The following is a 23,638-nucleotide window of genomic DNA, read 5'->3' as shown; positions in this document are numbered from 1 at the left end:
CGCTGCGGCTCCGGCCCGACTAACCGGTCATGCAGGGCGTGACAACCCAAAGCGGGAGAAAAAGGTGTACCCCGCAAAAGCCACATCCCTGATCTTAATCATTAAAGGAGGAACCATCATGTCAACCAACAAGACGCAGCATTACCAGCTCAACCAATGGGAGGCGGAGGATAAGGTGCTCCGTATGGAGTTCAATGAGGACAACCAAAAAATCGATACAGCTCTTTTTGGGAAAGCCAGCCGGGAAGCCATGGACCAGCTGACACAGAAGGCCGCTGTTCTCGCAGCGGATATGGCCGGAAAAGGAAACTGTCAGGTAGTGGCGGGGAGCTATGTAGGGACCGGAGGCGCCGGAGCCAGTGCCCCAAACCGCCTGACCTTCCAGCGAAGACCGATGCTTCTTTACGTCTATGGCAGCTGGCGGTTGCTCTGCGGCCGCGGGGAAACCTCTGCGGCGGCCCAATCTACGGTCAACAATGACCGGACAAACACGGTAACATGGGAGGAGCGGGCCATATCCTGGTATAATGATGAGGGCAAGGCATCGCCCCAGCTAAACGACGCGGGCAAGACCTATCACTATCTAGCCCTTCTGGAAATGGAATGAAAGAAGGACCCCGGAGCTCTGGCTCCGGGGTCCTTTGGGGTTGCGGAAAAGAAATTACTTGGTCAGATAGACGATAACGAACTCGTTGTCATCCTCGTCCAGCTGGATTAGAGTGACGTTGTCAAAACCGTCCTTGGTTACGCGGTTCTCGATGGAGCCGGCGCCAATGGACTTGACGGTGGTGCCGTCGATGGTGTAGACCTTCACGTCATCAGCCAGCAGGTAACTCTCGTCGTCCAGAGTCAGGGTGCCGTCCTCGTAGTCGACAGTGGACACAGACTCTTCGGTCTTCACCAGATCGCCGTCAACGTTCTTCTCAAACTCGGCATAGAGGTCGTCCTCGTAGCTCTTGATCTGGTACAGGCCAACCTCCAGATCATCCTTACGGGTCAGCAGGGTGGTCTTCTCGCCGTCCATGAAGACATCGTACTCATAGTACTCCTCGTCGTCCTCGTCCAGACCCACAGCGTAGTTGTCGGACAGGACATAGACCAGCTCGTCAGCGCTGGTGCTGGCGGAGCCCTCGTTCTCGGAGTACACAACGACCAGACGGCCGCCGTCGAAGATGTAGTATACGTTGCCGGCCTCAACCTCGGGGGCGTTCTTCACGCCGGTGTAAACCTTATCCTTAGCGATGAACAGAGTGGAAGAGTTACCAGTCTTGGTAACGCCGGAGATGGGCTTGGCGACGTTATCCACGGTGGCACTCTCGGCCTTATTCTGATCGTCCACCAGCTTCAGCTCATACTCGCCGTTCTTCTTCTCCTTGAAGGTGTAGAACTTCTTGGCATCCTCAGACTTATCCCAGGTGAAGTCATCGTCGTTGTCCAACTCGGACACGGTGATAGTCTTGGAGGTGCCGTCCATAAACAGGGCCTTGGCGATGTTGTCGAAGCCGCTCTCGCCAACTTCCTTCACGAAGATATAGTCGTCAACATTGACCTCGTCGTTGGCAGCCTTGGCGCCAATCACAAAGCCGTTCTCGTCCAGGAAGAAGTCATACTCGTCGCCGGCGTTGATCTCGACATTGTTGTAGCCGGAGGCCAGGGTGTACTTGGTGCCGTCCAGAGTGAAGCTGCCGTTGTAGCCATTCTCCATATCGTCAGTGATCTTGACGGTCTTGACGGTGCCGCTGACGGTCTCTACGTCAGACACGGCCAGCACATCGTTATCGTCGTTCACGTCGGCGGCCTCAATGAAGATGACGAAGTAGTCGTCCACGTCATAACGCTTGGACAGGCGGTCGAACCAGTCGTCGTCATCCTTGCTGTTGTCCTCAACCGTGAAAGAAACGGCCTCGTCGTCATTATTCAGCCAGGGGTTGTAGACGTCCATGGTGACATCCTCGTCGTCCATGTCGGTCACCTGAGCCAGGTAGCCCTGGAGCAGGACAATCCGGTCGATCTTCTTGTCGTCATCTTCAGCAGCGTACAGCTCAATGACGGTGCCCTTGTACTTGCGGGCGGCCAAGTCTGCGACGCTGTCCAGCCCGGTCTCATCAGAGCCGTTGACATAGATGGTGGCACCGTCGAAGTCGTAGCCGTCCTTCTCCAAGTCCTTTACCTCGTCCTTGTCAAAGTCCTTGACATAGGTCATGACGGGCTCCTCACCAGCGTACTTGCCGATCTCGTCGCCCTCGTAGGACCAGATGACAGCGGGACGGCCGAAGTCGTCGTGGTCGTCGGCTTTCTTCTTCAGCTCGCCGGCGAACAGGTCCTCGCCCAGCTCGGCGGAGTACTTCTTGCTGTCGTCATCTTTCTTGCCATTGATGGCGTTATAACGGTTGCCGGACTTGTACAGGTCGCTGTACTCAGCGGAGCCCAGGTACACAGTGGTGCCATCAGGGGTGACCACCTTGCCGGGCTCACGGCCCACGATGACCTGAGTGGCCTCCAGGGTGTTCAGAGCCAGCTGGGCCACGTCGTTCCGGGTCATGGCCTCAATAGCGGCCACATCCACGTCGTTGTACAGGTCGATCTGGTTAGCCTGACGGATGGTGGACAGCTGCCAGTCATCGCCGAAGTCGGACTGATACTGGAAGTAGCCCAGAGCCTTCAGCATCATCAGAGCGGCCTGAGCAGCAGTGACGGAGTCGCTGCCGCCAAAGGTCTTGGCGTCATAGCCGGAGATAATGCCGTGGGTCCAGCAGGCGGCCACATAGGGCTCAGCCCAGGCGGGCACATCGGTAAAGGGGGCGGTGCCAGCGTAGTTGGACACCTTGTAGTCCAGCATGTTGGACATGATGACGGCCATCTCGTTGCGGGTGACGTTGGCGTCGGGGTTGAACTTGCCGTTCTCGTCGCCGGTCATAACACCGACGGCCTGGAGAACTTCGATGGCTTCCTGATTGTTCTTGGAAGACACATCGACGTAGCTCGCTCCGGAACCGACTACCATCAGGCCCATGACCATGACGGAAGCCAGAGCCAGGCTAAGAGCCCGTTTCAGGTTTCTCATTCGGGATTCCTCCTTAAATTTTTTCGGGGACTTTTCTGACAAAATCCCCATTTTTTCGAGGCTTTGAGGACTTTTTATGGCATCAGCCCTGTATAACGCCCCTTGCAAAGCAAAAAAGGTGAGGAAAACCCGCTAAGAGCAAATAAAAAAGGGGGCTTTTTCAAAGAAAAAGTGCCCTTGGTAGACATCTGGTAGACACCCAGAAAATGGAAAAGCGGGAAAGCCCTGTTTCCCAGCACTTTCCCGCTTTTTTTGGTAGACATTTGGTAGACATGGTCAAGCAATAAAAAACGGAGAAATTTCCGGGGAAAGGGAATTGACAAATCCGACAGAATAGAGTATGATTGTGAACAATCATCATAAACGCGATGAACGGGATAGTAGGCTTGTCTGGATGCGAAGAGAGGGCGCGGTCGGTGTAAGCGCTCGTGAAGGACCTCCCCCGAAGCTCGCCCGTGAGCAGTCCTTCTGAACTGGCGGCGTGCCATAGTAGGTTGGAACGGTTCTCCCACCGTTATTGGGGAAATGAGCGCATAACCAGTCAAAGGTTATGAATTTAGGTGGTACCACGGAGCATCCGGCTTCGTCCTATCTGTATGGATAGGACGAAGCCGTTTTTGTTTTTTTGATCCAAAGCACACCAATGGAGGTGAAGTTCCATGAATGGAGCGCACGCGTTGATTGAAAGCCTGCTGCGTGAGCAGGTAGACCATATTTTTGGCTACGCCGGAGCCACCATCTGCCCGGTGGTAGACGCCCTAAAGGAACATCCGGAGATCGGCTATACCCTGGTGCGGACGGAGCAGAACGCCGGCCATATGGCCTCCGGCTATGCCAGGGTCAGCGGCAAGGTAGGAGTATGCATGGTCACCTCCGGTCCCGGGGCCACCAACCTGATTACTGGTATCGCTACAGCCTACATGGATTCTATCCCCATGGTGGCTATCACCGGACAGGTGCCCAGCCATCTTCTGGGCCGAGATATCTTCCAGGAGGTGGATATCACCGGTGCCGTGGCGCCCTTCTCCAAGCACAGCTATCTGGTGAAAAACGCCAACGACATTCCCCGGGTGGTCCGAGAGGCCTTCCATATCGCCTCCACTGGTCGTCCGGGCCCGGTCCTCATTGATATTCCTATCGATGTCCAGGAGCAGACGTTAAAGAAGTTTGACTGGCCCGAGGAGGTCAATATCCGGGGGTACAAGCCCAGCGTCAAAGGAAATGACCTCCAAATTAAGCGTGTAGTGGAAACCATCGCCAAGGCCCGCCAGCCTCTGATTTGCGCTGGCGGCGGTGTGTGGCTGGCCGACGCACAGGAGGAGCTGCTGGAGCTGGCGGAGACCGCCAATATCCCGGTTGTCAAGACCATGATGGGCATTGGCCTGATGCCCACGGACCACCCACTCAACCTGGGCATGATCGGAGCCCACGGCAACCACTGCGCCAACAAAGCCCTGGCAAAGTCCGACCTGCTCATCATGGTGGGCACTCGGGCTGCCGACCGGGCCATCATCTCCCCCGACGAGATACAGCGCAGGATGGCCACCATTCATATCGACGTGGATCCGGCGGAGATCGGGAAAAATATGCAGGCCGCCGTCCCCCTGGTAGGCAACGTGAAGGTCATCCTTCGCCAGATCCTGGATATGGGTGTTTCCAGCACCGATTCTGCCGACTGGCTGGCCATGCTTCGGGACTACCGGAAGGCCGAGTTGAGCCGGGTCTTTCCCAAGCGTCCCGGTTCTGTGTTCCCTGGTACTGCCATCCGTAGGCTGGGGGCCAAGCTGGATGAGGACGCCGTGGTGTGCGTGGATGTAGGCCAGAATCAGATCTTTACCTGTAAGTATTTTCCCCAAAAGCACGGCCGACTGCTGACCAGTGGCGGCCTGGGGACCATGGGCTACGCCCTCCCCGCCGCGATTGGCGTCAAGGTGGCGAAGCCGGGCAGGCAGACCGTCGTTGTCTGTGGAGACGGCTCTTTCCAGATGGCCATGAACGAACTGGCCGCCATACGGTGCGCTGATTTGGATATCAAGATCCTTGTGTTTCAGAACCATACCCTGGGTTTGGTCCACCAGATCCAGAAATCAGTTCCTTATCATGGCCCCTTTGGGGTGGATTTGGACGGTTCCCCGGACTTTGCCGCCATTGCCGCCGCTTACGGGATCCCCAGCATTATGGTCCGCGAGGAGGAAGAACTGGACGAGGCCATCGAGCGCTTTCTGTCCACCAAAGGCGCCTGCCTGATGCTCTGTGAAGTCCACCCCGACGTGGGCACCAACGATTAAAGGAGGGGGACCAGATGAAACAGACAATCTCCGTGCTGGTGGAGAACCAGGCGGGCGCTCTAAACCGTATTACTGGGTTGTTTGCCCGCCGAGCCTTCAACATCGAATCCCTGGCCGTGGGTGTCACCGACGACCCTACCATCTCCCGTATCACAATCATCGTGGATAGCGGCAACAGCGTGGTGGAGCAGGTGGAAAAGCAGCTCAACAAACTCATCGAGGTCATCAAGGTCCGCACTTTGGAGGAGACCAACTTGATTGGCCGGGAGCTGATGATCTTAAAGGTAAACGCCAACAATAAAACCCGGCAGGATATTATGACCATCTGTTCCATCTACGGGGCTAAGGTGGATGATATCTCTCCTACCTCTATGACTCTGGAACTGTCCGACACGCCGGATCGTCTGGATACCTTCCAGGCCATGATGCGGCCCTTCTCCATTTTGGAGGTTGCCCGTACCGGCGTCATCGCCGTGCAGAAGGGCGGAGGGAAAATTTGAGCGCGGAGCTTGGAGCGGAGCGGCGAATACAAACCAGGGCAGGCGAAGTCCGGCCGTTTGTGTCCAGAGCCGCAGCGAGAGCGCCCAGACCGCATGCGCAAAGCGCAGCGTAACATCACACTTCTATCTCACCCAAAGGGGGTCAGCCGTTTTGAAAGTACGCGCCACTCAGGCCATCATGGAGTGTCTGCTGGAGCAGGAGGTGGACACTGTTTTCGGATATCCAGGTGGAACGATCCTGAATCTCTATGATGAGCTGTATAACTATCAGGATAGGATCCACCATATCTTGACCGCCCATGAGCAGGGGGCTGCTCACGCCGCCGACGGCTATGCCCGTTCCACCGGGAAAGTGGGGGTCTGTTTCGCTACCAGCGGCCCTGGCGCCACAAATCTGGTCACCGGGATTGCCACCGCCTATATGGACTCTTCTCCCATTGTGTTCATCACCTGCAATGTGACGGAGCAGACGCTGGGGAAGGACGCCTTTCAGGAGGTGGACATTACCGGCATCGCTATGCCTATTACCAAAGCCACCTATCTGGTCCGGGACGCCCAGACCATCCCGGACGTGATGCGTCAGGCATTTGCCGTGGCGGCCACCGGCCGGCCCGGCCCGGTGCTCATCGATTTCCTGAAGAATGTTACGTTTCCCAGTGTGGAGATCGACTATGAGTTTGTCCCTTGGAGCAGGAACCGCTCCTGCAGCTCCATTCAGTCCCTGGCCACCAGCCACGAGCTGAAGGCTCCAGAGCCCAACAAAGGGGACATTGATACCCTGGTGGAGATGATTGCCCAGTCCAGGCGGCCGCTGCTCATCTGCGGCGGCGGTGTGGTCCGGGGCCGTGCCCACCGGCAGTTCCAGGAGTTTGCCGAGAAGCTGGACGCTCCGGTGGCCATCACTGTTATGGGGGGCGGCGGCTTCCCGGGCGGACATCCGCTGACGACAGGGATGATTGGGATGCACGGCTCTCAGGCATCCAATGTGGCGTGCAATGAGTGTGACCTGCTCATCGCCGTGGGCTGCCGCTTCTCAGACCGGGTGGCGCTCCAGCCGGAGACCTTTGCCAGCCAGGCCAAGGTCGTCCAGATTGACATTGACCGGTCTGAGATTGACAAAAATGTCCTCACGGACCACCACATCATCGGTTCAGCCCGGCGGGTGTTGGAGATGCTCAACGCCAAGCTGCCCCAGTACAGCCATCCGGAATGGAAGGAGCAGGTCCTGCCTCTGCGGGTCCCCTCGGTGGTGGAAACGGGAGATAAGCTTACCCCCAAGCAGGTGCTGGAGACCATCCGGCGTCTGGCGCCCCAGGATACCATCGTGGCCACCGATGTGGGCCAGCATCAGATGTGGTCCATTCAGCACTTCCATTTTGACTATCCTGGGCAGCTGCTGACCAGCGGCGGTTTCGGGACCATGGGGTTCGGCCTGGGAGCGGCCATCGGGGCCAAGCTGGGCAACCCGGACAAGGTGGTGGTCCATACCACCGGAGACGGCTGCTTCCGCATGAACTGCCATGAGCTGGCTACGGTAGAACATTACCACCTGCCTATCATTACAGTAGTGTTCAATAACGGCACCCTGGGTATGGTTCGCCAGTGGCAGAATCTGATCTACCATCAGCGGTACTCGGAGACCACCTTGGACCGAGGCCCGGACTTTGTCAAGTTGGCCGAGGCCTATGGACTGAAGGGCTTCCGGGTAACCAGTATGGCGGAGATGGAGGCGGCCTTCCAGGAAGCGCTGACCGCTGGCCGCGGCTGTGTCATCGACTGCCGCCTGGATATGGATGAGATGGTCCGGCCCATGGTAGCCGGCGGCGCCCATATCACTGACTTCTTACTCAAATAAGGGGGCTAGGGGGATATGAAACGGGAATTTGATCCAGAAAAAAAGCTGTATACCCTGGCCATCCTGGTCCAGGACATCCCCGGCGTATTGAGCCAGGTGGCCCGGTTGTTTGCCCGTAAGGGGTATAACATCGAGTCCATTGTCACCGGCGGAACCGACCGGCCCAACACCGCCCGCCTGGCGATCAGCATTCTGGCGGACGAGCTGATGATAAACCAGATTGCCGACCAGTGCCGTAAGCTTATCCCTGTGCTGGCGGTAAAGATCTTGGACGAGGCCACCTCTATCCAGAGGGAATTTTCTCTCATCAAAGTCCGGGCCACGGACCGCAATTCCAGGGATGAGGTCATTCAAATGGCCAACATCTTCCGGGCCAACATCATCGATGTGGGCCGGGACACCCTGACAGTAGCTATCTTCGGTGACCGGTCCAAGACCAGGGCACTCACAGACCTGCTGGCCGACTTCGGCATTCTGGAGATCGCAAAGACGGGTACTCTCGCCATCGAAAGAGGGCGTAGCACTATATATGATGACAACAAACTGAAGGAGGAATACAACTATGGCAAAAATGTACTATGAGAAGGACTGTGATCTGAGCTATCTGGACGGGAAAAAGATTGCCATTATCGGATACGGTTCCCAGGGCCACGCCCACGCCATGAATCTGAAGGACTCCGGCTGTGATGTCTGCGTCGGCCTGCGCCAGGGCTCCAAGAACTGGGCCAACGCTGAGAAGGCCGGCCTGCAGGTCAAGACAGTGGAGGAGGCCGCCCAGTGGGGCGATATCGTCATGATCCTGATCAATGACGAGGTCCAGGCCGAGGTCTATAAAAAGTCCATCGCCCCCAACCTGTCCTCCGGCAATATGCTGATGTTTGCCCACGGCTTCAATATCCGCTATCAGCAGATCGTTCCCCCCGCCGACGTAGACGTGGTTATGATCGCCCCCAAGGGCCCCGGTCACACCGTCCGCTCCACCTATGTCAACGGCAAGGGCGTGCCCTGCCTGATCGCCGTAGAGCAGAACGCCACCGGCGACGCCTATAAGCTGGGACTGGCCTATGCCGCCGGCATCGGCGGCGCCCGGGGCGGCGTGATGGAAACCACCTTCCACGATGAGACTGAGACCGACCTGTTCGGTGAGCAGGCCATTCTGTGCGGCGGCGTGGTGGAGCTGATGAAGCTGGGCTTTGAAACTCTTGTCGAGGCCGGCTACGAGCCCGAGAACGCCTATTTTGAGTGCATCCACGAGATGAAGCTTATCATCGACCTGATCAACAAGGGCGGCGTGGCGGCCATGAACTACTCTATCTCCGACACCGCAGAGTATGGCGAGTATGTGTCCGGTCCCCGTGTCCTGCCCTATGAGGAGACCAAGAAGAACATGAAGGCAGTTCTGAAGGACATCCAGGACGGCACCTTTGCCGGTAAGTGGATCGCCGAGAACAAGAACGGCCGCACCTTCTTCAACTCCATGCGGGCCAATCTGGCCAAGCACCAGATGGAAACCGTGGGCGCCGAGCTGCGGAAGAATATGATCTGGGGCGGGGACACCGATTTGGATACTGCTTCCAACTAAATACTGCTCCGCATCAAAATTCAGGCCCCCCGGCATAAGCCGGGGGGCCTGCTTAGTTAAGACATGAGCTCAAGGAGCTTTTTGACCACCAAAATACCGTCCAAGATCCCCGCTGCGAGCAGTACCGGCACAATCCAGCCTTTCGGCCGATCTACGATCAAAGCGCCGAAACATTCAATCAAAAGTGATGTGTAGAATATGAGGCTTACTGCCTTCATACTGAAAAAAATCCCGGCTGCTATCATGATTACGAGAACAGTGACGCGGTAGCGGTAACGGTACTTTTTACGGTCCATATCCGAGCCCTCCTGACATCAGCAGTCGTATCCGCCTTAAATGGGTTCCATGGCGTAAGCTGGGGGTTCCCTCTATTTTTTTAGGGCTGGTGATAACTCCCGAAGCAGAGCGACGAAGGATAAAATGATAAGGGGGAGATAAACCAGGGCCCGAACATAATGCTTCTTTTTTATTGTACAGATACACCCAATGCTCCCATAAAGAAAGATGCCAAAACAATAAATACAGATAGCATACGTAATACCTGCAAATAAGAGGGCGATCAGGGAGGAACACAAGGCTAGTATCAAAATATATTTATCTATGTTCCGATCAGATCCCATTTTTACCAGTCCTCCAATGGTGCGCTGGTATTTTGGTGCGGCCTATGCCCAAGCACCTGTGACATCAGCGGCCGTATCCATCTTGAACTGCTCCCCTGGCAACACCGGAGGTTCTAGTTTTTCAATTACTCGGATAAGAGTCCAACAAATTCCCGGACGGTGAACACGCTGCCCAAAACCACCATGACGAGCAGCATCAGGGCGAGCCAGCGATTCCGCCGAAATTTGATCAAACAGACGATGCCTTCTATCAAGATTGAGAGGGAGAACACAAAGCTTCCCACCTCCGGACCGTAAAGAAATGCGGCTGCTGTCATGACCGACAAGCCAGCAATCTCATATTTCATAGAATCCATCCCCGATCCCTCCCTCACTGCCGGCAGCGGTCGTATCAGTCTTGAAGTGGGTCCCCCGGTTTCTTTGGCGAATAGGTAGCGTGGCAGGCTTCCCCAGCTAGTTCGCTGTTCTGGGTAGCAAATGTGAAATAAGTGCCCGGAATATATTGGGATTTAACCCGGCATTGTAGATGTATTACTGGCTTTATATTACTGAAATTTGTTCGGTATGTAAATAAGCTCTAGAATATAAAAACAGCTAAAATTTTGGCGTGCGTTTTGACGTTACATGAGAGATGGCACAGCCCTCCCGGCCTGCCGGGAGGGCTGTGCCTTTCTCACCAGAGAGCGTCTACCTGGGTGCCGGTATAGTACCAGGTCAGGATGTCTGTAAAATTTTTCCCCTCCTTGGCCATGGCGTTGGCTCCATACTGGCTCATGCCTACCCCGTGGCCGTAGCCGGTAACGTCAAAGGTGAAATTTTCCCCGTCCCAGACTACAGTAAAGGCGGCGGACCGGAGGGACAGCATGGACCGGACCTGGCCGCCGGTGAGGGTAAGGCCGCCAAAGGGGATGGAGGTGACGGTGCCGCCCTCGTCCCGGACGGCCTGACCAAACCAACTGGAGGGCTCCCCGGACAGATCCGCTCCGGGGTAGGCGGCCAAAGCCGCCTCTTGGACCTGCTGAGAGGAGAGAACGACCTGGCTGTGGTAGTTGGGGACCTCATCCCCCTCTGGGCTGTCCACGCTTTTCAGATAGTCCACACTGTTGCCCCACACCGCCACAGCGTCCACGGTCCGGCCGGCGGCGGAGGAGAAGAACAGTGCCTGAATGGGCTGCCCCTCATAGAGGATACCCAGCCCGTCGGTCCCCTCCACCGCCTGGGAAATCTTTTCCTCATACTCCTGGGCGTTTAGTCCCCAGCGGGCCAGGGCCGCCTCCCGCTCGATATAGGCCTGACAGCAGGTGCTGTCTTCACAGATATCCGCTCCCGGGTGCTTGTCAGAGCCGGAGTTCTGCCTGACTACCGTATAGGTTCGCGCGGCGCAGGCTTGGGCTTTCAGGGCCTCTAGTTCAAAGGAGGCCGGCATTTCAGCCGCCACTACCCCCCACAGGTAGTCAGACATAGACAGCTCCCGGATTGTTCCGTCGTCCATCTGCAGCCGTACAGCTCTCCCGCGGTCCCGGGAGGCGGCCTGTACTCCACCGGAGGCTGCGTCCCCGGACGGAGGAAGTGATTCAACCACCTCGGATCCTTGATATAAGGGATCTCCCCGGATTAGAATTCCGGGCAGACAGAACAGTACGCCCACGCTCAAGAGAGCGGCCGCCACCACCTGCCGCAGAGACCGCCCCAGCCATATTTTTGCCCGTGCCCGCTGTATCCTCATCCCGCGCCCCTCCTTGTCCTTTGGGACAACTTATGGGACGGCGGGCTTTTTTATGCCTGTTACCGTTACAGGTCCAAAGACTCGATGGCCTCCTTCATCTGGCGGGCGGAGTCCTCCAGCGCCTGACGCTCCTCCCCGTTCAGCGGGATTTCCAGCACTTCCTCCAGGCCGTTCCGCCCCACGACAGAAGGGATGCTGAGGGCCAGGCCCTCCAAGCCGTACTGTCCCTCCAGCACCACGGACACCGGGAGAACAGAGTGTTCGTCCCGCACCAGGCACTGGGCGATGCGGCCTACTGCCATGGCGATGCCGTAGTAGGTAGCCCCTTTTCGTCGGATGATCTCATAGGCGCTGTCCCGCACCCGTCGGTACAACTGGTCCAGGTGGCAGTTGTCCACTCCGCCCCGAAGCTGACAAAACTGGTCCAGATCGATGCCCGACACATTGGCCCCGCTCCAAACCGCCAGCTCGCTGTCCCCGTGTTCCCCAATGATAAAGGCGTGAATATTTCGGCTGTCCACCGCCAGCTCCTCGCCCAGCAGCTGCTTCAGCCGTGCGGTGTCCAGCACGGTACCCGAGCCGATGACCCGGCCTCTGGGACAGCCGGACAGCTTCCAGGCCGCATAGGTCAGTACATCTACCGGATTGGAAACGATCAGCAGGATACCCTGAAAGCCGCGGGCGTTAATTTCAGTGAGAATACTTTTGAGGATGGCGGTATTTTTGCCGATCAGGTCCAGCCGGGTCTCACCGGGCTTCTGGTTTGCCCCGGCGGTGATAACGACAAGAAAACAGTCAGCCAGATCGTCATAGCCCCCGGCCGATATTTCCATGGCGGAACCGTAAGGCAGGCCGTCACTCAGGTCCATGGCCTCACCCTCCGCCTTGGCCCGGTTTACATCTACCAGCACCAGCTTGGAAAACAGGCCCTGCTGCAAAAATCGGAAGGCGATGGAGGCACCCACCGCACCGCAGCCAATGATGGCCGCCTTTCTGGGATCTGTAGTCATGATTGTTCTCCTTCCTCAGGCCTAAAAGCCCTCTGGCTTTTAGTTGTGCCTGATTTTTCGAGCTGCTATTCCTGAAGATTCGGTGTTCACTTTCAATTAGAGGATGGGAAGGGTTATGAGTTCCTGATTTTTTTGACTGTCTCTTGATCTGGGCTGCGCTTTCTCCTCACGTTGTCTTATGATGGTAGAAAACGAAGGAGGGAAGCAAATTGATCTATGGCTATATTCGTGTGTCCAGCACGGACCAGAACGAGGACCGGCAGCGGTTGGCCCTGCTGGCTGCCGGGGTACCATCAGACAGTCAATATATGGATAAGCTGTCCGGCAAAAACTTTGAGCGGCCAGCTTATAAGCGGATGCTCAGACGGTTACGGGCAGGGGACCTGCTGTATATCCTAAGCATCGACCGCCTGGGCCGCAATTACTCCGAAGTGCTGGAGCAGTGGCGGGTGCTGACCAAAGAAAAGGGAGTGGACATTGTGGTGCTGGATATGCCTCTTCTGGACACCCGACGGGGCAAAGACCTGATGGGTACCTTTATCGCCGACCTGGTTCTTCAAATCCTGTCCTTTGTCGCGCAGAACGAGCGGGAAAATATCCGCAAGAGACAGGCCGAGGGCATTGCCGCCGCCAAGGCCAGAGGAGTGCAGTTTGGCCGGCCGTCCCAGGCTTTGCCGGATAATTTCTACCTGATCCATAAGGCATGGCGGGAAAAGAGCATAACCCTCCCCCAAGCAGCCCGTGCCTGTGAAATGCCCATCGGTACCTTTTATGCCAAGGCCAGGAAGCTGGAGGAGCTGTCCTCCATGATCCGAAGTTCCAAGAGGTTGTCATCAGAACGAGGATAGAAAAAACCGGGCGGTACATGAAAAAATCATGTACCGCCCGGCCTCACCACTGTTTTGGCGGAATCGGCCCGGTTTGCCGGGGGCCCTGAGGGTGATTTCAATGCTTGGGTGGGAATAAACGCAATTTTCCGCTTCGCTGCGAATTTACGGCGCACAGCGCCGCCCCATCAAAGATGGGGGCCCAGGAAGGCAGACGAAAATGCCCGTTTACTCCTCGTCCAGCTTGAGGACTGCCATAAATGCCTCAGTGGGCAGTTGGACGGTGCCCAGAGTACGCATTTTCTTTTTGCCTTCCTTCTGCTTCTCCAGCAGCTTTTTCTTTCGGGTGATGTCACCGCCGTAGCACTTGGCCAGCACGTCCTTCCGCATGGCCTTCACCGTCTCCCTGGCGATGATCTTGCCGCCGATGGCCGCCTGAACGGGCACCTCAAAGAGCTGGCGTGGGATATTCTCCTTTAGCTTCTCGCAGATGCGCCTGGCCCGGCCATAGGCCTTCTCCCGGTGGACAATAAAGGACAGGGCATCCACCTGGTCCCCATTGAGGAGCAGATCCACCTTCACCAAATCGCTCTTCTCATAGCCCTCTAGCTCATAGTCCAGGGAGGCGTACCCCTTGGTGCGTGCCTTTAGCGCATCGAAGAAATCATAGATGATCTCCCCGATAGGCATGGAGTAGTGCAGTTCCACCAGATTGGTGTCCAGATACTGCATGTCCTTAAAAACACCTCTACGGTCCTGGCACATAGGCATAATATTACCCACATAGTCCGGGGGCGAGATGATGGATACCTTGGCGTAGGGCTCCCGCGCCTCACTGATGGAGCCGGGGTCGGGGTAGTTGTGGGGGTTGTCCACACGGACCACTGTGCCGTCGGTCTTTGTTACCTCATAGATAACGGAGGGCAGGGTGGTTACCAGGTCCAGGTCGAACTCCCGCTCCAGCCGCTCCTGTATAATCTCCATGTGGAGCATTCCCAAAAATCCACAGCGGAAGCCGAAGCCCAGGGCAATAGAGGACTCCGGTTCAAAGGACAGGGAGGCGTCGTTGAGCTGGAGCTTTTCCAGGGCGTCCCGCAGGTCGGGGTATTTGGAGCCGTCCTCGGTATATATGCCGCAGTAGACCATAGGCTGGGCGGGCCGGTAGCCGGGCAGAGGGGCCGCCGCCGGGACCTCCGCCCCTGTGATGGTATCGCCGACGCGGGTATCCTTCACATTTTTAATGGAGGCGGTGAACCAGCCCACCTCGCCGGCGGTCAGCTCTTGGCAGGAATCCATGCCTAGGGGGCGCAGATAGCCGCAGTCCAGCACCTGATAGGAGGCTCCGGAGGCCATCATCCTGACCTGCATCCCCTTTTTCAGTGTTCCCTCCATTACCCGGAAATAGACCACCACTCCCACATAGGGGTCATATTGGCTGTCGAAGATCAGGGCCTTTAGCGGGGCTGAGGGATTTCCTTGGGGAGCGGGAATATTTTGAACAATGTCCTCCAACACGGCGGAAATATTGATTCCCTGCTTGGCGGAGATCTCTGGAGCGTCCTCGGCGGGGAGAGCCAGGATGTTCTCGATCTCCTCCTTTACCCGCTTAGGGTCGGCGGCGGGCAAATCGATCTTGTTGATTACAGGCAGGATCTCCAGATCATGCTCCATAGCCAGATAAGTATTGGCCAGGGTCTGGGCCTCGATGCCCTGGGAAGCGTCTACAATAAGCACCGCCCCCTCGCAGGCGGCCAGAGAGCGGGACACCTCATAGTTGAAGTCCACATGCCCAGGGGTGTCAATCAGGTTGAGGGCGTAAGTGTTCCCGTCCTCCGCCCGGTAGTCCAGCCGGACAGCCCGGGCCTTGATGGTGATGCCACGCTCCTTTTCCAAGTCCATGTTGTCCAGCAGCTGGGACTCCATCTGCCGCTGCTCTACCGCTCCGCACAGCTCGATGAGACGGTCAGACAGCGTCGATTTGCCGTGGTCAATGTGGGCTATGATAGAAAAGTTGCGGATTTTAGATTGATCGGTCATAAGCATAAACCTCCGGTAGGAAATCAAACCAAATCAAAGCCAAACGACTGCACATCTGTCAGCGATTTATCGCTTGCGGAGTGGAGCCCCCTTGTGAGCAGATGGATCTGATATGGAGAGGGCGAGCGGTTGAAGCTTGAGAGGTGGAGGGGAAAATGAGCAAGTGGGAAAAACGCGCCCGCCTCACTTGCTCTTCCGGCCTTCCAACAGCCCATTGACCCGCTCTCCGGTGTTATGGACGATTTGGAGCAGGGATTGATACAGCACCGGGTAATCACGGGCCAAAATATCATTGGACAGCTCAGGCAGGGGGGCCTTCTCTTTGACCTGGGCCGCCAGGGCAGCAGAAAACTCCGACTCGGAGCAGCTCATGTCCGCGTCGGCCAGCCCGCCTTCAAACAGGTGGGGGGGTACGGAAAAAAAGTCCGGGTTGTTGGCTGGATTGGCCTGATACAGCCGGCGGTACATTTTATAGACCGCCCCGGACAGATAGTTGGCGCAGGTGCGGATGGCCTCCCGGCTGCCCGTCTTGGCCAACAGGTCGAACAGTACGCCGATGGAGTTGACCAGCAGCTTTTTAGACAGGAGGGCCAGGACGCCCCCGCGCAGAGAGTTGTCCTTCTCGTCGCTCAGGTCGTACAGCTCCTCGGGGGCAATGGTGGTGCCGTCCCGGCTAAGGGTGCGCCCCAAGAGAAAATCAGCGGACACACCGTAATAGTCACAGGCCCGGACCACAAAGGGTAGGCCAGGCTCCCGAATACCGTTTTCATAGTGACTGAGCAGGGCCTGGGAGATGCCTAGGGCTGTGGCGGCGGTGCGCTGGCTCACCCTTTTCTCCTGCCGCAGCAGGGAGAGGGTGCGGGAAAATTCTTCATTCATATCTCTCACCTCAACGCGCTCCAGGGGAGCGACAATACACTTGGTATAGTATACCTGAAACCTATACTTGTCGTAAAGAGCAAAACTGAAAAATTTTGTTCCCGCCGAACAAAGATTTTTCACAGGATACACGGGAAAAACAGGCGAAAGCCCCTTGCATTTCGGGTCCGAAAATGCTACCATAGGGACCAGGAATTGGCGCTTTTCCGCGCCTGATTTTTGATTTGGAGGAAGTCGTTATGTTTAGAAAGCTCATTGAGATCCTGAAGGCCCATCCTCGCAAGATTGTATTCACTGAGGGGACCGATCCCCGTATCCTGGAGGCATCTGCCCGTCTGCTCTCCGGGACCTTCCTGACCCCCATTCTCATCGGCAACGAGGCTGAGATTCTGGCTGCCGCCGAGGACGCCGGCTTCAATATCCGGGGTGCCATCATCGTAGACCCTGAGAACTATGAGAACATGGAGGCCATGGTGGCCCGCATGGTGGAGCTGCGCAAGGGCAAGATGACAGCCGATGAGTGCCGCGCCATGTTGAAGAAGGGCAACTACTTTGGCACTATGCTGGTGGCTATGGGGGAGGCCGACGCCCTGCTGGGTGGCGCTACCTACTCCACTGCCGACACCGTCCGTCCCGCCCTGCAGCTGGTCAAGACCAAGCCCGGCAATTCCATCGTGTCCTCCTGCTTCATCCTGGTCCGTCCTTCCGCCACCGGCGAAAACGATGTGCTTGCCATGGCTGATTGCGCCATCAACATCAAGCCCACTGAGGACGAGCTGGTGGAGATTGCCTCTGAAACTGTGGACTGCGCCAAAATTTTTGGCATCGACCCCAAGGTGGCCTTCCTGTCCTACTCCACCTTTGGCTCCGGCAAGGGCGAGGATGTAGACAAGATGCGCAACGCCGCCGAGAAGGCCAAGCTGGCTATGCCCAACGTGCCTATCGAGGGCGAGCTGCAGTTTGATGCTGCCGTGTCCCCCCGTGTGGCCCAGACCAAATGCAAGGGCTCCAAAGTGGCCGGCTATGCCAACACCTTTATTTTCCCCGACATCAATGCCGGCAACATCGGCTATAAGATCGCCCAGCGCCTGGGCTCCTTTGAGGCATACGGCCCCATTCTGCTGGGCCTGAACGCCCCCATCAACGACCTGTCCCGCGGCTGTAACGCCCAGGAGGTCTACTCCATGGCAATTATTACCGCGGCCCTGGCCTGATTTAATCAAAGCGGAAGGAACGCTCTTCGGAGCGTTCCTTTATTGTCTGCTATGGAGTGGCCTGCCACCCCACAGGCGGGGCGCGCTGTGAGCCGCAAAGCGGAGCTATCCGCGCTACAAGTCGTAGCGAAAGCGGCCCAGCATCGAAGAGACCAAGACATTACAACACTGCCGTTGAAAGGGGAGCGCCCAGATAGGCGCTCCCCGCGTTTGTATTGATGCAATTTCCTTCCCCACACTACTCCAGGTCGTCGTTTTCCCGGTCCTCTGTGTGGTCATAGTAGTCCCGGTTTCGGATCTCATCCTTCAACCCACAGTAGCAGAACATCATGACGATGGCTAAAAAGAGCTGACCGCACAGCACAATAGCTGTATCAGTAAAAGTGCCTGCTACCAGGCTTATAGGGATGGGCAGAACCCAGAATACCATAACATAAAACATGGGGATCACGCCCAATACCGGCCAGAAAGACACGCCGCGGTAGAACCGCCCCCGGCCGCTGTCCTCGCCGTAAAGCAGCCGCTCCGGCTCCACCCCCAGTAATTGGGCAATCTGCCCCAGAACGTCCAGACCTGGTTGGGCTATTCCCCGCTCCCAGGCGGATACCGTCTGCCGCGTCACATGAAGGGCCTGGGCAAGCTGTTCCTGGGACATCCCTTTTTCTTTCCTAAGCCGGCGGATATTTTGAGAGATCTGTTTCATAAGTCCCCTCCTGTTCTTGTGTTCTGGGTTCAGTATATCTGAACCGGTTTGCCCTGACAAGCAAATCATATTTGCCCGCCGCTTTCAGCAAGGGAAAAAGCCCGCCGCTCCTGTGATTCTGGTATGGAAATCCAGATACCCATGAAAAAGCTCCTGTATCGGCCATAGGCCAGCACAGGAGCTTTTAATGTTCCAGCTTTTCCAAGACATCCCGGAACCAATCAGGCAGCGGACACTCCAGTTCCAGCGGCTCCCCGGTGGAAGGGTGGACGAACCGGAGCCTGCGGGCGTGCAGGCATTGGCCGACCAGTCCGGGCCATGGCTTTTTGCTGCCGTACACCGTATCCCCCAGCAGCGGATGGCCGATGGAGGCCAGATGGACCCGAATCTGGTGGGTACGGCCTGTTTCCAGCCGGCACTCCACATGGGTATAGCCAGGATAGCGGGCCAGAACGGACCAGTGGGTCACCGCCTCCCGGCCGTTTTTGCGGTCAACGGCCATCTTTTTCCGGTCCACCGGATGGCGGCCGATGGGAGCGTCCACAGTGCCACAGTCTTCCCGAAAGCCTCCCACCGCCACCGCCTCGTACACCCGGGCCAGGGAGTGATCCTGGAGCTGGGCGGCCAGGGCCAGATGGGCACGGTCGTTTTTAGCGGCGACGATCAGGCCAGAGGTGTCCCGGTCAATGCGGTGGACGATGCCGGGGCGAAGCTCCCCGTTGATTCCGGAGAGAGAGGTCCCACAGTGGTACAGCAGGGCGTTGACCAGGGTCCCGTCTGGGTGTCCGGGTGCCGGATGGACCACCAGCCCCACCGGCTTGTTGACCACAATCACATCGTCATCCTCATAGATTACATCCAAAGGGATGTCCTGGGGGACCAGGTCTACGGGCTGTGGTTCGGGCAGACAGACTGTTAGGCTGTCCCCAAGCCTGGTCTTGTCATTTTTTTTGGCGGCCCGGCCCCGGAGGGTGACCGCCCCCCGCTCCAGCAGCCGCTGGGCGGCGGAGCGGGTCAGGTCGGGGACAGAGCGGGCCAAAAAGGCGTCCAACCGCTCCCCCTCCCGGTCGGCCGTCAGATCAAGCGGGATCATCGTCAGTCTCCCTGCCCGGATGGGGCTCCAATTTATCCGCCAGAAAGAGATAGTAGAGGGCGGCGGCAATGCCCCCCACCACCACACAGATGTCCGCCACATTAAAGACGGCAAAATTCATGAACAGCACGTTGAACATATCCACCACGAAGCCCCTGAAGACCCGGTCGATAAGGTTGCCCACCGCCCCGGCCAGCAGCAGGGTCAGGATGACCTTTCCCAGTGGATGATGAAAAAAATTCTTCCAGATAGCCAGGGCCAGCAGCACGGACATGACCAGGGACACCAGGGCGAGCAGCCAGGTGTGCTCGGAAAAAATAGAAAAGGCCGCCCCAGTATTTTTTACATAGGTCAGTTCCAGCAGATGGGGAATAAAGGGCACATGGGCCCCCAGCTCAATGTTTTGCAGGACCAGATATTTCACCAGCTGATCCAGGGCCACCAGGACAGCCGCAAGGATGGCATAGGGCATGGACTTCTCCTCCAGGCACGTTCTTTTTTTCTATCATAACACATGGACCGGGCGAGAAAAAGCCCCTTTTCCAAAAAGCGGGAGAAAAATCACCCCTCCAGCCAGCGGCGGTACTGGTCCCCGGCCTCCACCCGTCCTAAAGCGGACAGGGAGGCCAGGTCCCAGTGGAAGATCTCACGGGCCAGATCCCTCAACTGCGCCCGGGTGGCGCTGTCATAGAGGGAGATGATCTCCTCGGTCTCCTGCACCCTGCCGTACAGGAGGGCGGAGGCCCCCAGGTGGCTCATCCGGGCCTGAATAGACTCAGCGCCCATCAGGAGATTGGCCTTGGCCTGCTCACGGGCCCGGTCAAGCTCCTCCTGGGACGGCCCCTCCTGGAGCAGCCGCTCCACTACGTCCCGGACCGTGTCCAGGGCCTGGCGCTCCTGCTCTTTTCCAACGGCGGTATAGATGCCAAGAAGCCCTGTATCCTGGTGGTCGGCCACATAGGAGTAGACGGTATAGCACAGGCCGCGCTTCTCCCGGACCTCTTGAAACAGGCGCGAGGAGCACCCTCCCCCCAGCAGGGCGTTGAGCAGCTGGAGCTGCCGCCGCCTGGGGTCCAGATAGGTCGGGGAGGGAAAGGCCAGGATCAGGTGGTTTTGCTCAATGGCCTTCTTCCGGGCGGTGACCGCCGGGCGGTAGGCGGCTGGCTTCTGGACAGGAGCGACCCCCGGCTCCAGAGCGGACAGGCAGTCCTTCAGCTTGTCCACTTGGCTGTCCGTAAAGCTGCCTGCCAGGGCGGCAACCAGGACTCCTGGTCGGTAGTGCTCCCGCCGCCACTGGTCTAGCCACGCTCCGGTCATGGGGGCCAGGGTGGATTGGGTGCCTAGGATGGGACGGGCCAGGGGGGATCCCTTGTACACGGCGGCGGCCAGCCGCTCGGATACCAGGTCGTCCGGGGCGTCCTCATACATTCCGATCTCCTCTAGGATGACGCTCCGCTCCATCTCCACATCCTTCTGGGCGAATCTGGAGTGAAAGAGCATGTCGCTCAAAATATCCAGGGCCTGGTCCAGGTGACGGTCAAGGCTCCGGGCGTAGAAGCAGGTGTGCTCCTTGGTGGTATAGGCGTTGACCTGACCGCCAATGGCGTCCATGTCTCGGGCCAGCTGGGCAGCGGACCGGCGGGCTGTCCCTTTGAACAGCATATGCTCAATGAAGTGGGCGGCCCCATTCTCCACAGCCGATTCGTGTCGGGAGCCAGCGCCGACAAAAAAGCCCAAGGCCGCCGACCGCACGCCGGCCACCCGCTCTAGTAGAATCCGGGCTCCATTAGACAGTGTTAGTTCTTGATACATCTGGACCTCCCGAGAACTGTAATTGATTTTTAAGCAGTATACCATAAAAAGAAGGATTCGTCCATGGCCGGCCCGGCCAGAAAATTTTTGCCTGCCATGTATAACCACTCCTTCCGCTGTCCACAATAGGCTTCGGAGGTGCATTTTGTGAAGAATCGAAACCTGATACAACGTCTGGGCGACTTCATGCTGGGAAAGGGCTTTTACATAGTCCTGTTCCTGTGCGTCGCCACCATAGGAATCTCGGGCTATTATCTCCTCAACTCCATCGCCGGTGATATGGGTGGGACCTCGCCGGTGACCGGAAACCCCACCGTGGTCCTGCCTGACTCCGAGGCCAACGGGCCCGATCCCGCGGGCACCATTACCCCGCCGGTCTCATCAAAGCCGGATGACCAGCCCACCGGCAATCCGGAACCGGTGACCCAGCCGGATGACCCAGAGCCGGTCAAGCAGCCCGCCGAAACCACGCCCCAAGAGGACAAGCCTACCACCACCGTTTTCACCTGGCCTGTAAAGGGAGAAATCTTACGGGAGTTCAGTGTGGAGACGCTGCTGCTGGACCCCACACTTGGGGACTGGCGTACCCATGGAGGGTTGGATCTCTCTGTCCAGGCGGGCACCCAGGTGCTAGCCATGGGCGACGGCACTGTGGTCCAGGTCTTTGAAGATGGCCTGATGGGTACGTCCGTGGTCATTGACCATGGGAACGACCTGACCTCAACCTACTGTAACCTAGACCAGGTCCTGGTTGCGGAGGGAGATACGGTGGAAACAGGTACCGCGATTGCCACCGTCGGTGCCACAGCCATCGCGGAGAGCAACATGGGCTCCCACCTCCATCTGGAGACTGCGGTGGACGGTGTGGTGGTAGACCCCGCCGAATACCTGCCCCAGCGATGAACAAAAGGGCCTCTGCCATTCGGCAGAGGCCCTTTCCTCTTATTTTAATGTCCGCTTACTTGGCAATGTTCTCACAGAAGTTCATAAAGATCTGTGCTACCTCGGCACGGGTGGCCCCGGCGGTAGGCGCCAGGGTGTTGTTCCCCTTGCCGGACAGCAGACCGGCGTTCACCGCCCAGTCCATGGCCTTCACGGCATAGCTGGAGATGGAGGAGGCGTCCAGATAGCCCTCTGTCCCCTTGCCGCTCTGGCTGGTCTTGTACCCCTCGTTCTGGGCGTAGCGGTACAGGATGGCCGCCAGCTGCTCCCGTGTAATGGGATCGTTGGGGCCGAAGGTGTCGCCATAGCCGGACACGATGCCCTCACCAGCCGCCCAGGAAATGGCGTCGGCGTACCAGGCGTCCTCCGCCACGTCAGCGAAGTCAGCGCTGCCGGCCGCGGGCTTGCCCTCCAGGCTGTACAGCATCTGGGCCACCATGGCGCGGGTCAGGGTGCTGCCGGGGGCGAACTCCCGGTCGGACACACCGGACATCAGGCCGTTGTCCAGGGCGTAATCCACCGCCTCATGGTACCAGGCGTCCTCGTCCACATCCCGGAAGCCGGCGGCGGGGCAGGTATCCTGGTGGTCGATCTCCACGAAGGAGGCCTCAATGGTCACCTTGGACCGGGGCATCTTGAAGGTATACTTGCCATCGCCCTTGTCGGTCAGCTCGATCTCGTTCCCGTTCTTGTCGGTGACGGTCAGCTCGTCCAGCTCATAGCCCTCGTCGGCCTTGACGGTGATGGTCACCGTCCGGCCGCTGGAGGCGCTCTTGGGGGACACGGTCACACTGCCGTTGTCAATGTTCTTGTCCACGCTGACGGAGTAGCTGCTGGAGCCGCCGCCTCCACCACTGGAGGAGGGGACATAAGTGTTCAGATCTTCAGGGCGCATAGTAGGCGCGGTGTAGTAAGGACCTAGTTGTGTGTTTTCATTTGTCCCTTCTTCTGTCGTGTCATCTCGTACTAGCAGGATCTTTCCCTGGCCTTCGCCAATGATCTCATCAGGATTTAAGCCATTCCAATAGCAATAGCTCAGGTCGATGTCCTGCTCCGCGCCCAGCTCGGTGACCTTGATGATCTCCTCCTGCATGGTATCGCAGATAAAACTGTTTTTGGTAATATCCAAGGTAGTGGCGTCGGACAGATTGGACAGTCTCATCGCGCGGCCGTCCTTCTCGCCAGTGCCATGAGTGGCCCACTGGTCAAATTTGTTGTCAGAGATAACAACAGTTTTGATTCCGTCAGAACCTGATAGGGTGATTCCATTGAATCCCATATTCGCAAAAATGTTATTCGTAATTGTAGCTGTGCCGCAGACTGTGGCATACACGCCGCCGTTTTTAGTGCTATCCTGGGCGCCGCTGAATTGATTTTGGGTGATGGTCAGCCCGCTGATAGGAGAGTCGCCATTATTGATATGGATGGCATAGATATTGTCGCCGGTTATATTCCGGAACTCATTGTCACGGAAAACCAAAGCCCC

21 protein-coding genes and 1 other annotated feature are annotated in these 23,638 nt (G+C 57.6%); of the genes, 9 read left to right on the top strand and 12 right to left on the bottom strand.

What is annotated here, in order from left to right; translation table 11 throughout:
* Positions 1 to 118 precede the first annotated feature (118 nt).
* Positions 119 to 607, top strand: a complete 489-nt coding sequence (locus MCG44_RS01930) for a hypothetical protein (RefSeq protein ID WP_186852854.1) — start codon at positions 119 to 121, stop codon at positions 605 to 607.
* Between the two features lie 54 nt (positions 608 to 661).
* Here the strand turns inward: MCG44_RS01930 and MCG44_RS01925 are convergent, their stop codons facing one another.
* Positions 662 to 3,064, bottom strand: coding sequence for an S-layer homology domain-containing protein (locus MCG44_RS01925; protein WP_240286521.1), 2,403 nt, complete (start codon positions 3,062 to 3,064; stop codon positions 662 to 664).
* 359 nt (positions 3,065 to 3,423) lie between these two features.
* Positions 3,424 to 3,658: a binding site (T-box leader), on the top strand.
* 65 nt (positions 3,659 to 3,723) lie between these two features.
* Here MCG44_RS01925 and ilvB (MCG44_RS01920) point away from each other — a divergent pair.
* From ilvB (MCG44_RS01920) to ilvC, 5 genes are all read left to right on the top strand, one after another.
* Positions 3,724 to 5,352, top strand: coding sequence for a biosynthetic-type acetolactate synthase large subunit (gene ilvB / locus MCG44_RS01920; RefSeq protein ID WP_186852852.1), 1,629 nt, complete (start codon positions 3,724 to 3,726; stop codon positions 5,350 to 5,352).
* A 14-nt stretch (positions 5,353 to 5,366) separates the two neighbouring features.
* Positions 5,367 to 5,852, top strand: a complete 486-nt coding sequence (ilvN, locus tag MCG44_RS01915) for an acetolactate synthase small subunit (protein WP_147572328.1) — start codon at positions 5,367 to 5,369, stop codon at positions 5,850 to 5,852.
* 151 nt (positions 5,853 to 6,003) lie between these two features.
* A complete protein-coding gene (ilvB, locus tag MCG44_RS01910; protein WP_240286519.1) occupies positions 6,004 to 7,707 on the top strand; it encodes a biosynthetic-type acetolactate synthase large subunit in 1,704 nt (567 codons plus the stop codon).
* 15 nt (positions 7,708 to 7,722) lie between these two features.
* Positions 7,723 to 8,289: an acetolactate synthase small subunit gene (ilvN, locus tag MCG44_RS01905; protein ID WP_147572326.1), complete on the top strand. Its 567-nt coding sequence runs from the start codon at positions 7,723 to 7,725 to the stop codon at positions 8,287 to 8,289.
* Entirely contained in the window at positions 8,270 to 9,289 is a 1,020-nt protein-coding gene (gene ilvC, locus MCG44_RS01900) for a ketol-acid reductoisomerase (RefSeq protein WP_147572325.1), read from the top strand. Before ilvN (MCG44_RS01905) ends, ilvC begins: the two co-directional genes overlap by 20 nt.
* A gap of 56 nt (positions 9,290 to 9,345) precedes the next feature.
* Here the strand turns inward: ilvC and MCG44_RS01895 are convergent, their stop codons facing one another.
* From MCG44_RS01895 to MCG44_RS01880, 4 genes are all read right to left on the bottom strand, one after another.
* The gene (locus tag MCG44_RS01895) at positions 9,346 to 9,585 is read right to left on the bottom strand and encodes a hypothetical protein (RefSeq protein ID WP_240286517.1); all 240 of its coding nucleotides are present in this window, start codon (positions 9,583 to 9,585) and stop codon (positions 9,346 to 9,348) included.
* A 449-nt stretch (positions 9,586 to 10,034) separates the two neighbouring features.
* Positions 10,035 to 10,265 carry a hypothetical protein gene (locus MCG44_RS01890; protein ID WP_240286515.1) on the bottom strand — a complete coding sequence of 77 codons (231 nt, stop codon included), beginning with the start codon at positions 10,263 to 10,265 and terminating at the stop codon, positions 10,035 to 10,037.
* A 317-nt stretch (positions 10,266 to 10,582) separates the two neighbouring features.
* Positions 10,583 to 11,635, bottom strand: a complete 1,053-nt coding sequence (gene spoIID / locus MCG44_RS01885; protein WP_240286513.1) for a stage II sporulation protein D — start codon at positions 11,633 to 11,635, stop codon at positions 10,583 to 10,585.
* 65 nt (positions 11,636 to 11,700) lie between these two features.
* Positions 11,701 to 12,645, bottom strand: a complete 945-nt coding sequence (locus MCG44_RS01880) for an L-lactate dehydrogenase (protein ID WP_147572321.1) — start codon at positions 12,643 to 12,645, stop codon at positions 11,701 to 11,703.
* A 209-nt stretch (positions 12,646 to 12,854) separates the two neighbouring features.
* Between MCG44_RS01880 and MCG44_RS01875 the strand changes: the two genes are divergently transcribed.
* On the top strand, positions 12,855 to 13,493 hold the full coding sequence (locus MCG44_RS01875; RefSeq protein WP_240286511.1) for a recombinase family protein: 639 nt from the start codon (positions 12,855 to 12,857) through the stop codon (positions 13,491 to 13,493).
* Positions 13,494 to 13,700: 207 nt separating this feature from the next.
* Here MCG44_RS01875 and lepA read toward each other — a convergent pair whose 3' ends face one another.
* Together lepA and MCG44_RS01865 are read right to left on the bottom strand one after the other, a co-directional pair.
* Positions 13,701 to 15,509 carry a translation elongation factor 4 gene (gene lepA / locus MCG44_RS01870; protein WP_147572319.1) on the bottom strand — a complete coding sequence of 603 codons (1,809 nt, stop codon included), beginning with the start codon at positions 15,507 to 15,509 and terminating at the stop codon, positions 13,701 to 13,703.
* A 183-nt stretch (positions 15,510 to 15,692) separates the two neighbouring features.
* Positions 15,693 to 16,388: a helix-turn-helix domain-containing protein gene (locus tag MCG44_RS01865; protein WP_147572318.1), complete on the bottom strand. Its 696-nt coding sequence runs from the start codon at positions 16,386 to 16,388 to the stop codon at positions 15,693 to 15,695.
* 239 nt (positions 16,389 to 16,627) lie between these two features.
* Here MCG44_RS01865 and pta point away from each other — a divergent pair, with 239 nt between their 5' ends.
* Positions 16,628 to 17,602: a phosphate acetyltransferase gene (pta, locus tag MCG44_RS01860; RefSeq protein ID WP_147572317.1), complete on the top strand. Its 975-nt coding sequence runs from the start codon at positions 16,628 to 16,630 to the stop codon at positions 17,600 to 17,602.
* A 238-nt stretch (positions 17,603 to 17,840) separates the two neighbouring features.
* On the opposite strand, the gene MCG44_RS01855 is transcribed toward pta, so the two are convergent.
* The 4 genes from MCG44_RS01855 to MCG44_RS01840 all read right to left on the bottom strand — a co-directional run bounded on the left by MCG44_RS01855 (position 17,841) and on the right by MCG44_RS01840 (position 21,210).
* Positions 17,841 to 18,305, bottom strand: a complete 465-nt coding sequence (locus tag MCG44_RS01855; protein WP_240286509.1) for a helix-turn-helix domain-containing protein — start codon at positions 18,303 to 18,305, stop codon at positions 17,841 to 17,843.
* A gap of 184 nt (positions 18,306 to 18,489) precedes the next feature.
* Positions 18,490 to 19,398: an RluA family pseudouridine synthase gene (locus tag MCG44_RS01850; protein WP_240286507.1), complete on the bottom strand. Its 909-nt coding sequence runs from the start codon at positions 19,396 to 19,398 to the stop codon at positions 18,490 to 18,492.
* Positions 19,385 to 19,870 (bottom strand): signal peptidase II, encoded by a 486-nt coding sequence (gene lspA, locus MCG44_RS01845; RefSeq protein ID WP_147572314.1) that lies wholly within the window; start codon positions 19,868 to 19,870, stop codon positions 19,385 to 19,387. The genes MCG44_RS01850 and lspA overlap by 14 nt, the downstream gene beginning before the upstream one ends.
* Before the next feature lie 89 nt (positions 19,871 to 19,959).
* Entirely contained in the window at positions 19,960 to 21,210 is a 1,251-nt protein-coding gene (locus MCG44_RS01840) for a M16 family metallopeptidase (RefSeq protein WP_240286504.1), read from the bottom strand.
* 147 nt (positions 21,211 to 21,357) lie between these two features.
* On the opposite strand from MCG44_RS01840, the gene MCG44_RS01835 reads away from it, so the two are divergent.
* The gene (locus tag MCG44_RS01835) at positions 21,358 to 22,113 is read left to right on the top strand and encodes a peptidoglycan DD-metalloendopeptidase family protein (RefSeq protein ID WP_240286502.1); all 756 of its coding nucleotides are present in this window, start codon (positions 21,358 to 21,360) and stop codon (positions 22,111 to 22,113) included.
* 55 nt (positions 22,114 to 22,168) lie between these two features.
* Here MCG44_RS01835 and MCG44_RS01830 read toward each other — a convergent pair whose 3' ends face one another.
* Complete coding sequence (locus MCG44_RS01830; RefSeq protein WP_240286500.1) at positions 22,169 to 23,632, bottom strand: S-layer homology domain-containing protein; 1,464 nt, start codon at positions 23,630 to 23,632, stop codon at positions 22,169 to 22,171.
* Positions 23,633 to 23,638 lie beyond the last annotated feature (6 nt).

It is taken from the genome of Lawsonibacter sp. OA9 (genome assembly GCF_022440585.1).
This window is presented reverse-complemented; position numbering and strand designations above follow the sequence as displayed.